Source organism: Radiobacillus deserti, assembly GCF_007301515.1.
Lineage (GTDB): Bacteria > Bacillota > Bacilli > Bacillales > Amphibacillaceae > Radiobacillus > Radiobacillus deserti.
In genome coordinates this window covers 678,218-691,084 of the sequence record NZ_CP041666.1, presented here as the reverse complement: position 1 = coordinate 691,084, position 12,867 = coordinate 678,218, and the positions used below count along the sequence as shown (strand labels likewise).

Annotated in this window: 11 protein-coding genes, 1 pseudogene and 1 riboswitch; of the genes and pseudogenes, 5 read left to right on the top strand and 7 right to left on the bottom strand. The window is 37.9% G+C overall.

Translation table 11 applies throughout. The features are described 5' to 3' along the window. Position 1 precedes the first annotated feature (1 nt). The 4 genes from FN924_RS19190 to FN924_RS03620 all read right to left on the bottom strand — a co-directional run bounded on the left by FN924_RS19190 (position 2) and on the right by FN924_RS03620 (position 3,748). Positions 2 to 304, bottom strand: a complete 303-nt coding sequence (locus tag FN924_RS19190; protein WP_228409552.1) for a hypothetical protein — start codon at positions 302 to 304, stop codon at positions 2 to 4. A 940-nt stretch (positions 305 to 1,244) separates the two neighbouring features. Continuing rightward, the gene (locus tag FN924_RS03630; protein WP_143892110.1) at positions 1,245 to 2,549 is read right to left on the bottom strand and encodes a hemolysin family protein; all 1,305 of its coding nucleotides are present in this window, start codon (positions 2,547 to 2,549) and stop codon (positions 1,245 to 1,247) included. Between the two features lie 104 nt (positions 2,550 to 2,653). Continuing rightward, a complete protein-coding gene (locus FN924_RS03625) occupies positions 2,654 to 3,067 on the bottom strand; it encodes a disulfide oxidoreductase (protein ID WP_143892109.1) in 414 nt (137 codons plus the stop codon). A gap of 3 nt (positions 3,068 to 3,070) precedes the next feature. Then, on the bottom strand, positions 3,071 to 3,748 hold the full coding sequence (locus FN924_RS03620; protein ID WP_143892108.1) for a DsbA family protein: 678 nt from the start codon (positions 3,746 to 3,748) through the stop codon (positions 3,071 to 3,073). A gap of 201 nt (positions 3,749 to 3,949) precedes the next feature. Between FN924_RS03620 and FN924_RS03615 the strand changes: the two genes are divergently transcribed. The 3 genes from FN924_RS03615 to FN924_RS03605 all read left to right on the top strand — a co-directional run bounded on the left by FN924_RS03615 (position 3,950) and on the right by FN924_RS03605 (position 8,426). Then, positions 3,950 to 4,270: an ArsR/SmtB family transcription factor gene (locus FN924_RS03615; RefSeq protein WP_143892107.1), complete on the top strand. Its 321-nt coding sequence runs from the start codon at positions 3,950 to 3,952 to the stop codon at positions 4,268 to 4,270. 12 nt (positions 4,271 to 4,282) lie between these two features. Further along, positions 4,283 to 6,805 (top strand): heavy metal translocating P-type ATPase, encoded by a 2,523-nt coding sequence (locus FN924_RS03610; protein WP_143892106.1) that lies wholly within the window; start codon positions 4,283 to 4,285, stop codon positions 6,803 to 6,805. Positions 6,806 to 6,929: 124 nt separating this feature from the next. Continuing rightward, positions 6,930 to 8,426, top strand: a complete 1,497-nt coding sequence (locus FN924_RS03605) for an S-layer homology domain-containing protein (protein ID WP_158633924.1) — start codon at positions 6,930 to 6,932, stop codon at positions 8,424 to 8,426. Between the two features lie 127 nt (positions 8,427 to 8,553). Here the strand turns inward: FN924_RS03605 and FN924_RS03600 are convergent. The 3 genes and pseudogenes from FN924_RS03600 to FN924_RS03590 form a co-directional block, all read right to left on the bottom strand. Next, positions 8,554 to 8,757, bottom strand: a pseudogene (locus tag FN924_RS03600) (D-alanyl-D-alanine carboxypeptidase family protein); the annotation flags it as partial. Positions 8,758 to 8,856: 99 nt separating this feature from the next. Further along, positions 8,857 to 9,159, bottom strand: a complete 303-nt coding sequence (locus tag FN924_RS19185) for a hypothetical protein (protein WP_143897112.1) — start codon at positions 9,157 to 9,159, stop codon at positions 8,857 to 8,859. 94 nt (positions 9,160 to 9,253) lie between these two features. Beyond that, positions 9,254 to 9,844: a spore coat protein gene (locus FN924_RS03590; protein ID WP_143892104.1), complete on the bottom strand. Its 591-nt coding sequence runs from the start codon at positions 9,842 to 9,844 to the stop codon at positions 9,254 to 9,256. Positions 9,845 to 10,070: 226 nt separating this feature from the next. Beyond that, a riboswitch (cyclic di-GMP riboswitch) is annotated at positions 10,071 to 10,157 on the top strand. Positions 10,158 to 10,223: 66 nt separating this feature from the next. Here FN924_RS03590 and FN924_RS03585 point away from each other — a divergent pair. Together FN924_RS03585 and FN924_RS03580 are read left to right on the top strand one after the other, a co-directional pair. Then, the gene (locus FN924_RS03585; protein WP_143892103.1) at positions 10,224 to 12,224 is read left to right on the top strand and encodes a methyl-accepting chemotaxis protein; all 2,001 of its coding nucleotides are present in this window, start codon (positions 10,224 to 10,226) and stop codon (positions 12,222 to 12,224) included. A gap of 181 nt (positions 12,225 to 12,405) precedes the next feature. Next, positions 12,406 to 12,804 carry a GNAT family N-acetyltransferase gene (locus FN924_RS03580; protein WP_143892102.1) on the top strand — a complete coding sequence of 133 codons (399 nt, stop codon included), beginning with the start codon at positions 12,406 to 12,408 and terminating at the stop codon, positions 12,802 to 12,804. Positions 12,805 to 12,867: the final 63 nt, after the last annotated feature.

The following is a 12,867-nucleotide window of genomic DNA, read 5'->3' as shown; positions in this document are numbered from 1 at the left end:
GTTAGCACATGATGTTTATAGCATAGGGAATGTCCGAGAATATGCCAAAGAATTTTTTTACTTTGTATTCAACATCAATATACATGTCTTCTCTAATGTTAGGTGTATTTAGCAATTTGATTACATCAACAAACATGGATAGATGCCATTCTCCCTTATCTTTGCTCATTAGGACTACACTAATGCCTGAAAATAAACCTTCCAAATAACCGTTTAATTCGGTGTACTTAATGCCTAACCTATGTTGGATGTCTTGCACTCCTCGGTAATCAAGTGGAAAATATATTTTAAAAGTGTGGATCATTGCATTTCCTCCTATGGTTGCTTGGGATGGGAGAATCCCTTGTATCTCTAAGGATTTACGATGTTTTTTTGCTCCCAACCCGATTATATTTATTACTTTCCTTACTGCTACTATATAAGAATTTTTTATAGCAAAATATACACAACACGTCTGACAAGGTTCGAGTTATATAATTTATAAGAGTAGGAAACAAATATGAAAAAGTAGTGTTGCTGTAATTTTAATTTTGAATGACATACGGTTAGAAAATTTCTATTTTGTTATAGTTACTTTGCGATGACTTTATAACTAAAATTTAATGGTAGTGCGGATAATCAGTCCTATAGCATTCACTTATGAAAATGAATAGATATTGCATGGTTTTTGCTCTTAGCAGAATTGAATAAACGCAAAAAAAGCAAGGATGTCATAAATTGACTCCTCGCCTTTCGCAATACATATATTTGATTTCATATTTGATGACATTGTCGGCAAACAACGCTACACACAATCAATGTGGTCAACACAGTGGTCATAATTTTGGTCATCATATTACAAGTTCCATACGGACTCTATAAAACATAGAAGATAACAAGAGGACACGTAGCAAGGGATCAGAGTACCTCAACAGACCTCAACGAATACTAAAAGATACACACCATTTACACTGGCAGTGTAGAGGTCAGCGGTTCGATCCCGCTATGCTCCATCGTTGAAACATCTCTTAACATTCAAGAGGTGTTTTTCTTTTAACATATCCCATATACTTTAGAGCAGACTCAAACATCCACTGGGCTATAATGTTGGAATAGTTCCTATTCTATTTTGTGACCAACAAAGAAACAAGGATGTTTAAGCTATCTAGCCCCATTTTCTTCTTAACAAATTAACAAGCTCTAGTAGAACCAAAATCGAAAGGAAGGCACCGCAGTCGCAGTACCTTCCCATTATCCTAATTAGCCTATAACACGCGCTGAAGCTTTACTCTGTTGATCTTCTTTTCATCTGCTTCAAGAACCGTTAACTCTAAATTATTGTATGTCACAGTTCTTGATGTACCCATCCCATCGTTCAAGACATATCCGAGTTGACCAATAATGAAACCGCTAAGGGTGTCAAAATCATCCGTCGGGAAGACTTCATCTACTACTTTACTAACATCCACAAGATTCATCATCCCACTAAAAATAAAGGTGTTGTCATCAATCTGCTTATATTCAAATTCTTCTTCATCATGCTCATCAAATATATTTCCAACGATTTCCTCAAGAAGATCCTCCAACGTAATAATTCCTGCCGTGCCACCATACTCATCTATCACAATTGCTATATGCCTCTTATTTTTCTGCATATCATGGAATAGGTCGTCCGCCATTCTAGAATCCGGAACAAAATACGGACTTCTTAATATCTGTTTCATTTCGAAATCGGCCATTTTCCCTTGTTCAATAAAGGAGAATAAGTCCTTCACATTCAGAATCCCGATAATATTATCTATCGATTCTTCAAATACAGGATATCTTGTGTATTTTTCGCGTTTTACGAATTCGACTATATCATCGAGGGTGGATCCAATCGAAATAGCGGTTATGTTTGTTCTATGAATCATGATATTCGAGACAAGCGTATTATCAAAATCAAAGATATTGTTGATCATCTGTTTCTCAGCATCTTGTATTGCTCCTCGTTCTTCTCCGACATCTACCATCATTCGTATCTCTTCTTCCGTTACTTCGGATTCATTCATATTTGGATCAATTCCAAACAAACGAACGAGTCCATTTGTTGAAAGGGTAAGTAATTTCACGAAGGGAGCTGTCATTTTCGCCAAAATGTGAAGTGGCCTTACAACAAACATGGCAATAGGTTCTGCCTTATTCATTGCAATTCGCTTCGGAACTAGTTCACCGAACACGAGTGTAAAATACGATAAGATCAAGGTAATAATTACAACTGATATCGTTTCTAACACGTCAACAGAAATTGGTGCACCTACCTCATGTAAAAAAGCAGCTAATTGCCCCGCGAAACTACCGGCTGCAAAAGCACTAGCTAAAAATCCAGCTAATGTAATTCCAACTTGAATGGTGGCTAAAAATTTACTCGGTTCTGATAATAATGACTGTAGTAATATCGCCTTTTTATCTCCTGACTCTGCCATCATTTTTACTTTATTATCATTCAATGATATTAAAGCGATTTCGGATGCTGCAAAAAAGGCATTTAAAAAGATTAAAACAATCAAAAACAGGATTTCTATCGACAAGTTCGTATCCTCCTAATACACGCTACTACCTATATGTTTACCGTACATCATACCATATAACCTTACTCTTACGATTAAAGCATCAAATACATTCAAAAAATTGATTATTTAGAAGGTCTTGTGAAAGCCATGCAGACAATAATCAAAGTAAAGGCTGTCCATGCCAAAAATGGAATGGTCACAAAGCCCATCCAGTTAATATATTCCGCACTACAAAGTACTCCATTCTTACATGGCTTAATCTCTGCAAACCCCGGTACTTTTTGCTCCAAATAATGAAAAAGCGAAATACACCAGCCAATCACTGCCATTGGAAGTACATATTTTTTAACAGACTTATCATCCCGAAAGGTGGCTATCCCTAATATTAAAGATAAGGGGTACATTAAAATTCTTTGATACCAGCATAATTCACAAGGAATAAACTCTCTTATTTCACTAAAATACAAGCTTCCTAAAGTAGCAACTACTGCAACAATCCAAGCACCGTAAAGAGAAAACTGTCTAATACTATTCATCTCTTAGTTCTCCTCTAACGCTTCCTCAATTACACTTTTTATCTTTTCATAATCAAACGGATCTTCTACCATCTTATTATTAATCATAATAGTTGGAGTAAGCTCTACATTAAATTCCTCTACGAGCGCAGCGTCCCGCTGTACTTTTTCTGCTATTTCCTCACTTTGCATACTCGATTCTAGTTGATTTCCATCAATGGTAGGAATCGTCTCCGCTACCTCTAACATCTTGTCTATAGTCACCCATTCTGCGCTATGATCCTCAGGTTGTTCACTAAATAAAGCTTTGTGGAATGTCCAGTAATCCTCTGGGCTTTGTTGATAGACAGCTTCTGCAGCAAGAGATGCACGTTCCGATTCTTCCCCATGGAACAACACATTAATGAAGGAGAATTTAACCTTCCCCGTATCTACATAATCCTTTACTAGTTGAGGATAAACCGATTCTCCCCACGCCTTACAAGATGGACATTTAAAGTCTCCAAATTCCACTACAGTAACAGGAGCATCGCTGTCTCCCAATGTAGGCTGCCCCTCTATTGAAGGGGCTTGGTCAAAAGTTTGAACCCCTTCTGTATTTTCTTTTTTATTGTTTAACACGACTAAAGAGACAATTAAAACAATAAGGACGATCGTTAAAATAACCATTAGTTGAATGGGTGATTTCTTTTTATCTTTCATTCGTCATACCTCCACATAATTTTCTTTGTTCCCAACACAATTATCGCCATTTTACCATTATACTAGCTGTAACATATTTTCCAAAATAATTGTTCATAGAAGATTCACAAGTGTTCGATTCATTTGACACACATATTCGGTATTGCTAATATGATAACAACAAACATATTAGTATTTCCTAATATGTAAGGAGGACCTCCTATGCTAAAAACAAATTTGGACACAAAAGTAAAATTTCTACACGGATTTGCAAATAAAACAAGAATTCAAATCTTAGATTGTATAAAGCAACAAGAAAAAACGGTATCGCAAATTGTAGAAGAGTTGAGTGGAAATCAATCCAATATCTCCCAGCACCTTTCCTGTCTAAAAGAATGCGGATTAATTAAAGGGAGACAAGAAGGAAAATATACCTATTACAGTCTTCGAAATCAACAAGTGCTTGATTTGTTATCCATGTTCGATACTATTCTTGAAGATATTGGTGAAAACATTGCAAATTGTGAACATCACATGGAATAGAGGTGAAGCAACATGTCAGATTCATGCTGCAAAACACAGAAAACGAAAGAAGAAGCGTCTACCTTTAATGGCTTTGAAATAACAGCTATTGATTCCAAATCGCATTCAAGTACCACTTGCTGTGAAAGCACATCAAAAAACGAAGAAGCCACTATAAATACTTCCTGTTGCTCTACAGTAAATGAAAAAGCTGAAACCATCACATTCGAAGAAAGTAAAAAAGAAAAAGAGGAATATCGGGTACACGGTATGGATTGCCCTTCCTGTGCAACAACCCTGGAAAAAGGAATTCGGCGGTTGAAGGAAGTCCAAGATGCTACGGTCCATTATGGGACAAGTAAATTACAGGTTGTAGGGACCAACGGCTTCACGTTTGACGTTTTAGAACAAGAAGTTCAAAAGCTTGGTTTTCATGTAGAGCCTATCACTCAAAAGAAAGGTTCCAAAACAGATACGTTTGAAGTAGCGGGAATGGATTGCGGGAATTGTGCGCAAAGCATCGCAAACCACGTGAATAAGATTCCCTCTGTCCATAATGTTCAGGTTAGCTTTGCAACCGGAAAAATGAAGGTGGATCACGATGACCATGTAGAAAATATTATATCGGAAGTCGCTAAAATCGGGTACAAAGCTTCTCTAGTAACAAACATAAAAAAACAAGAATCACCCCCTACACAAAAACATGAATACGGTTTGATTACTTTCACTGGAATACTAATCGCCTTTGGGTTTCTGGGATCTTATTTGGACTTACCGTCTATTCTTTCCAGTCTTCTTTATGCAGTTGCCATTGGAATAAGTGGATATAAACCTTTTAAGAGTGCTTTTTATGCCATAAAAAGTCGGTCTTTAGATATGAATGTGTTAATGTCTGTAGCAGTGATTGGGGCTGTTATTATTGGGGAGTGGTTTGAAGGAGCAACTGTTATTTGGCTCTTCGCATTAGGGACCACACTCCAGAACCGATCGATTGAACAGACGAGAAGATCAATCCGCAATCTAATGGACCTAGCTCCATCAGAAGCATGGATTAAGGATGGTGTTCAATTAGTCAAAAAGCCCGTTGAAGAAGTTCAAGTAGGCGACATTGTTGTAATTAAACCGGGCGATAGAGTCCCTTTAGATGGAACGATATTAACTGGTGAATCCAGTATCAATCAAGCTCCGATTACGGGGGAATCCATCCCTGTCGATAAGTTCGAAGGCGATTCCGTTTATGCCGGAACAATCAACGAAAGCGGATCCTTAGAAGTCGAAGTAACAAACCTAGTAGAAGATACAACCATTTCTAAGATTATTCATTTAGTAGAGGAAGCACAGGAACAAAAAGCTCCTACCCAAGCGTTTATTGATAAGTTTGCTAGTATATACACACCTGTTGTTTTCGTAATTGCACTAATCGTTATAGTTGCGCCACCATTATTCGGATTGGGTACATGGGGAGAATGGGTGTACAAAGGTCTGGCTTTATTAGTCGTTGCCTGCCCTTGCGCACTCGTGATTTCAACACCAGTAGCGATTGTTTCCGCAATTGGAAATGCAGCTAAAAATGGCGTCTTAGTCAAAGGTGGAACCTTTTTAGAAAAAGCAGGTGCTGTTAATGCGATTGCCTTTGATAAAACAGGAACGCTGACAGAAGGGAAACCAAAAGTATCTTCTGTTCACGCACTCACCACATCTGAAGAAAACTTGTTATCGATTGCTTTAACATTAGAAGATTACTCAACCCATCCAATCGCTAAAGCCATCGCCGACCATGCAAGAAACGGAGGGATTTTGGCGCAAAATGGATCCGGGTTTAAGAATATTGTTGGAAAAGGCGTTCAAGCAACTATCGATGATACTGTGTATTATGCAGGTAATATACGGTTATTTGAAGAGCTTAATCTTTCCCTCGATTCATTACGATCTGATGTGGACCAATGGCAATCACAAGGAAAATCTGTTGTCATTATCGGAACGAACTCTAAGATCCTTGGTGTAATTACCGTTTCAGACACCCTCAGAAAAACAACCGTGCAAGCCTTAACCGGTTTAAAGCAAGTCGGAATGAAGCAGGTTATTATGCTTACTGGAGATAATAAAGGCACGGCGAAAATGATTTCAAACGAAGTAAATGTGACTCGTTACTTTGCGGAATTATTACCAGAAGATAAAGTGAATGCGATCAAATCCTTACAACAAGAAGGTTACAAAGTGGCAATGGTTGGTGATGGAATCAATGATGCCCCTGCTCTTGCAACTTCTGACTTAGGAATTGCAATGGGGGGGGCAGGAACAGATACAGCAATGGAAACAGCGGACATCGTCTTGATGGCGGATAACATGGAAAAGCTACCGCATACCGTTAAATTAAGTCGAAAAGCTCTAGCTATCATCAAACAAAACATTTGGTTTTCTATTATCGTAAAGCTTGCAGCCTTAGTATTCATTTTCCCAGGTTGGCTAACACTTTGGATGGCTGTGCTAAGCGATACAGGTGCAGCGATTATCGTTATTTTAAATTCATTTCGGTTGTTGAAAATGAAAGATTAAGAAAAGAAGAGTTACTACTGGCTCTTCTTTTCTTTATCTCTCCTCTCATTCACTCTATCTAGTATTGCCCAATTTATGAAATTATGATTATATGGTAGTAGGAAGAAATTGGGAGGGAAAAACAATGGTAAAAAGATTTAATAAATCGCTAGTACTATTGATCGTCGTCCTGTTGTTTATTAGTATAGACACATCAAAAAATAACGTACATGCTGATTCCTTTTCTTTTAAGGATGTTCCAACTAATAAACCATATGCTAGCGCTGTGTATAAGCTTGCAGAACGCAACATAATCGGAGGATATAGTGATGGAACCTTTAAACCTAGTGCCTCTATTACTCGTGGACAAGCAGCTACTATCATGGCAAAAATACTAAAACTAGACACAAAAAATGTAAAGGACCCAGGATTTACTGATGTTTCACCTGACTTATGGAGTTACGGAGCTATCGCAGCTGCAGCTGATAAAGGAATATTTAACGGTTATGGGAATGGGAGTTTCGGGCCAAACGATTCGATTACACGTGCTCAAATGGCTTCTATTTTAATTAAGGCGTTCGATTTTAACTATTATTCCTATAATACTAATAACTACGATAGTGCGTTCCAGCCTTTCTTCGATATTAAAAATGTTTTTAGCCACAGGGATTCAATCCATACTTTGCATAAGCTCGGAATTGTGTCTGGTACTTCTCCACATACTTATAGTCCGAATAAAGCAATTACAAGAGCACAAGCTGCTGTTTTGATTACGAAAGCGGAAAAAGTACGCTCTGAAACAATTACCTTACAAGCAAGTGATTATGATTGGAGTTATTTTACCGGATATGACGATTATCATGACCTATTTGATGGCGAAAAAAATGAAAAAGAAGTCATTGTCCGAGTTATCCCTAATCGTACAACAAAAGACACTCTTCAATTAGTACCAATAAAAGAGGGGACACAAAAATTATCCCTAACAGGGGAATATGATTTTCCAACAGGAGAGAAATCTGAAAAAGGCTTAAAATATTACGTTCACGTTAACTCTGATAATGGTAAATTAACGGTTAACTTTGAAGAAACAAACGATGTCATTCCAGCCCCAACTTTCTTGAAAGTAAAGCAAACCTCTATAGAGAATATTAAGTTGGAGACAATGGATGGTACGTTAGTGAACAGCTCATTAAAATACGAAGTGACAAAGAAATCCGAGTATGAGAAAGTAGTATCAATCCCTGTTGTAAAGACAGGTGAATTAATTGCTACAGTAACCTATACGGACGGGACTTCTAATAGGTATGGAATTCTCAGCACGCTTTCTTTAGCTCAATTCTATCCACGTACCGGCGTTATTAAAGAATCTAACAACGTGACTGTAGATTTGTCTGAAAAACAAGGAAACTTTACAAAATACGAACTACAAAAGAATTCTGGAATTATTGAGGTTACGAGAGACGGAAACACAAATGTGTTTCATATTACAGGATTGAAGGATGGATATGAATTCATTAAATTTCCGAACAGTGACAATACTAAAGAAGGAGAAATTTTAGGCTTAGATGTTTACGTAAAAACCATTGGTAAAATTGTTAACCTTGAAATAGATACCTTCAATTACGATGATCAATTTCGTTAAAAGAAGACCATTAAAATCTTATATCAAGTCAAAAAAGACTATTCTCTTTCAAAGAGAATAGTCTTTCTATCTTATGCTTCTACTTCCTTCTGTGTGGCAATCCGACATACCGAAGATGCCAAGGTCATTGAATACCAGTAATTTCTTCTTTATCCGCTGAATAGCGTAATACAAATCCATATTCCCACGCATGGCGCTCTATCCATTTCCCCTCTTCTGCTATTTCCATTTTTTCTTCGGCAGAGCCTACATCGAGGGATAAGCCTGAATTATGCTCGCTGTATCCAGCCGGTAAAGCATAGTCAGAGTAGAGCCCATTTTTTGATACAATCCTGCTTGCTCCTCAAAGCTTCGAAATCCACTTATAAGCATAAAATGTTGAACTCCCTGCAATTGAGCTTCCCACAGAGCTAAGGATGATCTGTGTTTATCATTTACGATGGAGGGCCATTTTCTTTTTTTGTTTCTTTATATAACTAATATATGTAGTCCTTAAGGACGCGTAGGATCCGATTGCGGCGTATCCGTAAAACCACCCCATGAAAACTCCTCCAAGAAAATTGTGAGGATGGCTGACGAAAATGGAGATTCCCAATCCTAATAATAAAGCAATGGTCGGAACAAAGATCTTCGGAATTGGAAGAAGTACCTTTATCAGTTGAGTAAAAATCATAATAACTGGAACAGCAAATAAGACATCCCAAAGATTCGTGTGAATAGAGGGAAATTCCACAAGTATCACCTTTTTCACCTGATATGGACTCTCTGTCTAGAAGTTACCCTATAAAGGTGCACAGGGTGGATCTTTAACCCTGTGCACGTAAAACCTATTGCATTGGATTTTGATTGTAATTCATTTGATTCATACCCGTTTGGTTCATAGGTTGGAACATTCCAGCCATTTGATGGGTTTGAGTTGTACTAAATGTTGGTGGTTGGTAGTAACCATTTTGATTCATCCAAGTCCAAATTTCATAAGCCATTTCTTGGCATAGAACTGCACCATTTACGTGAAACGTGCGTAATTGTGGATCTACACATTCACCTGCCCACAACATACCCAACATCGCACCAGATTTATGAGCGTTCAAAGCAAGGGTCGCCATTGTCTGATCAGATAACGTTTGTGTGTTTGCCATTGGAGCAGAAGAGGAAGTAGCTTGAGCACCTAATCCAACATCCGCGTTATGAGGTTGGAAATGAGGAGCTTGATTTGGTATTTGCGCCCCTTTACCCTGCAACAAATTAATACCTTGTTGGTAAGCAGTAATCATTTGTTGTTGATGTTTGGAAAGGATACTTTTCAAGTGCTGATCCCTAGTTTGGTGGATAAATGCTCCGTGTTGTTCAATTTCTGCTTTTTTTGTTCGTAATGCTTCTGACGTTTCTAATAGTTCATGAGCTGCATAATTCATCATAGAAACCCTCCGTAAGAAATATAGTAGGCCTTAGCCCCGATGTTAGTGTTATCCAAAGCAGATTTTCCATGCGAAACAAATGTAAACGGATTACCTACCAATTTTATAAATTTCAGCCAACACTTGAACTTATTTCCAATCTAAATTATAAGTATTTTAATTTACTTCTTCGACAAAAACCTATATATTTAGTCGTAGGTCATTTGTCTCATTACATATTTCCAAATTGAATACAAGGCAAAGTATCTGAAAGGATATGGCGCAAAGCTAAAGGGGCTAACGTATGCACATACTATGCCAGCCAGTTGCACTTAAATGTAAAACTGTCTTCCCCTGGAAGGCAATTTTTTTGTCTACACTATTATAGGGAGAGTTCACCATGAAAAAGAAGTTTAAAGGTTTAACATTCAAACGCAAGAAAAAAACTGGTAGTATTCGTAATAAGCTTATTCTTTCTTTCGTACTTATCTTACTCATTCCAAGTTTAACAATCGGAGCACTTTCCTATTACTTCTCCTATAAAAAGGTTGAAAATACAATTCATGAAAATGCTCAAACAAACGTAGACCTAATCGATAAAGAAGTAACCGATTTATTTAAACCGAAAGAAAATGATTTACGATATTTAGTAAAGACCATCGATTCAGATATGCTTGAATCAAGTGATAAAGAAATGGTTGAGATGGTGTTAGAGCAATACAAGCAACAACATTCCGATGTCTTAAATGTCTATGTCGGTACAACTAATGGTGATATGATACTAAAGCCAGATGCCGAGCTACCTTCCGATTTTGATCCAACTGAACGTGATTGGTATCAAGATGCCTTAAAAAACAAAGGGAAGATGATTATAACCACTCCTTATACTGATGTGGCGACAAATCAAATTGTCATTACAGTGGCACAAGCAACGAATGACAATTCAGGTGTCGTAGGAATTGACATTAATTTGAATAAACTCGATGCTTTTACTTCCACCATGAAGGTAGGACATGACGGATATGTAACCGTACTTGATAAACAACAAAATTTCCTAATTCACCCTACTCAGGAACGTGGTGCACAAGCCGAAGGGGAGTGGGTGTCACCACTTTACAACGAAAAGTCGGGTAGCTTCACATACGAATTTGAAGGTGACTCAAAATGGATGCATTTCACCACCAATGAAATTACGGGTTGGAAAATTGCCGGAACCATGTACACATCTGAAGTCATGACCGCTTCTCAAGATATTATGTACTCCACCATTATCATTGTTGTAATTTCTTTCATTCTCAGTGGGGTAGCCATTTACTTTATTATCCGCTCCATCACTAAGCCTTTACTTTCTCTAACAAAATCCGCGGAAATTATTAGCAATGGTGACTTAACTGAAAAAATCAAAGTAAAATCAAACGATGAAATTGGTAGACTAGCAAATAGTTTTAACGAGATGGTCGAATCGATTCGTTCTGTTGTGACAAGCATTAACGAATCGATTGAAAAGGTTGCTGCTTCCTCTGAGGAATTAACAGCTAGCGCAGAGCAAACATCTGAAGCTACATCTCACGTCGCAGCTGCGATTGATCAAATATCAAATGGCTCAGAAGATACTACACAACGTATTACAGCAACATCTGACTCTTTGGACGAAGTGACGAAAGGTGTCTCTCGTATTACAGAAAGTACATCCCATGTGGCAGATTTATCAAGACAAACCGCTTCTAATGCAAAAGAAGGCGGCAAATATGTGAAAGATAACTATGAGCAAATGAAATTCATCGTTGAATCTGTAACAAGTTCGAATGAAGTGATTAAAGGACTTGCAACCCGCTCGAAAGAAATCGGCGAGATTGTCGGGGTCATTAGTGAAATTGCAGAGCAAACAAACTTGCTTGCCTTAAACGCTGCTATTGAATCAGCACGTGCTGGGGAACATGGTAAAGGGTTTGCAGTCGTTGCTAACGAAGTCCGTGTATTAGCAGAAAAATCTCATGAATCTGCTCAAACGATTTCTAATTTAATTAAGAGCATTCAACAAGATACCGATAAATCCGTTTCCGTTATGGCAGACGTCACTACCAATGCAGAAGAAGGCTTGAAATTAACAGAAGTTACTTCGAGAAAATTTGTAGAGATTATAAAACAAACACAGGATATTAGTCCACAAATCGATGAAGTATCCGCAACTGTTGAACAAATCTCAGCTAGCATCCAAGAGGTTAATGCTTCCGCAAATGAGATTGCGTCCGTATCACAGGAAAATGCTTCTCATTCTCAGCAAGTTGCCGCAACTACAGAAGAGCAGCTTGCCTCTATGGAAGAAATCACTTCCAGTGCAAAATCACTTGCTGAAATGGCAGAGCAATTACAAGAATTAGTTCGTAAATTCACCATATAAAAAAAGCAGCGTACTATTTCATTTGAAATTAGTACGCTGCTTTTTTTGGAGCATGATATACTAGCGCTGTGTATTGATTAGCGCCCTTTTTCAGATATCGGCAATTTTTTTCGTTTTTCAGCTTTTATTTTGCTATATCAGCGCTACATACAAAAATATAGTATGAAGGAGAGGAAAAGCTATGAACCAGATAATTAGACCTTTTCGAGAAAAGGACTTCACACGGATAGTTGAACTTATCGAAGCTGAAAATTGGTCAAATCTTGTGAGCAAACAAGCCGAATATCGGGAAGCACTCCTCCAGTCAAACCCAGTACTAGTCGCGACTGTAGAAGATAAAATCGTCGGCTATATCCGGGCCATTACCGATCAGCACATTAGCTTATACATATGTGAACTCTTAGTCGATCCAGCATATCGAAAATATGGAATTGGTAAGGAGCTAATGAACCAAGCCCACGCTCTTTTTCCAACTACTCGCGTGGAGCTACTCGCCACTTCTACCTCGCAAACTTATTACGAGCAGCAGAATTATCAACCCTTTTACGGGTTTCGAAGAGCTCCGAAAGAAATGAAATAATGGAGCCTGAGAGCCCGGCCTAATCCAGAGAATAAACGGATAAAATGAAGGTCCCAGCTTTTT

What these genes read in the sequence shown, in the direction of transcription:
- FN924_RS19190 (WP_228409552.1), bottom strand. Translation starts at nt 304, where the DNA reads ATGATCCACACTTTTAAAATATATTTTCCACTTGATTACCGAGGAGTG.
- FN924_RS03625 (WP_143892109.1), bottom strand. Translation starts at nt 3,067, where the DNA reads ATGAATAGTATTAGACAGTTTTCTCTTTACGGTGCTTGGATTGTTGCA.
- FN924_RS03620 (WP_143892108.1), bottom strand. Translation starts at nt 3,748, where the DNA reads ATGAAAGATAAAAAGAAATCACCCATTCAACTAATGGTTATTTTAACG.
- FN924_RS03615 (WP_143892107.1), top strand. Translation starts at nt 3,950, where the DNA reads ATGCTAAAAACAAATTTGGACACAAAAGTAAAATTTCTACACGGATTT.
- FN924_RS03610 (WP_143892106.1), top strand. Translation starts at nt 4,283, where the DNA reads ATGTCAGATTCATGCTGCAAAACACAGAAAACGAAAGAAGAAGCGTCT.
- FN924_RS03605 (WP_158633924.1), top strand. Translation starts at nt 6,930, where the DNA reads ATGGTAAAAAGATTTAATAAATCGCTAGTACTATTGATCGTCGTCCTG.
- FN924_RS03590 (WP_143892104.1), bottom strand. Translation starts at nt 9,844, where the DNA reads ATGATGAATTATGCAGCTCATGAACTATTAGAAACGTCAGAAGCATTA.
- FN924_RS03585 (WP_143892103.1), top strand. Translation starts at nt 10,224, where the DNA reads ATGAAAAAGAAGTTTAAAGGTTTAACATTCAAACGCAAGAAAAAAACT.
- FN924_RS03580 (WP_143892102.1), top strand. Translation starts at nt 12,406, where the DNA reads ATGAACCAGATAATTAGACCTTTTCGAGAAAAGGACTTCACACGGATA.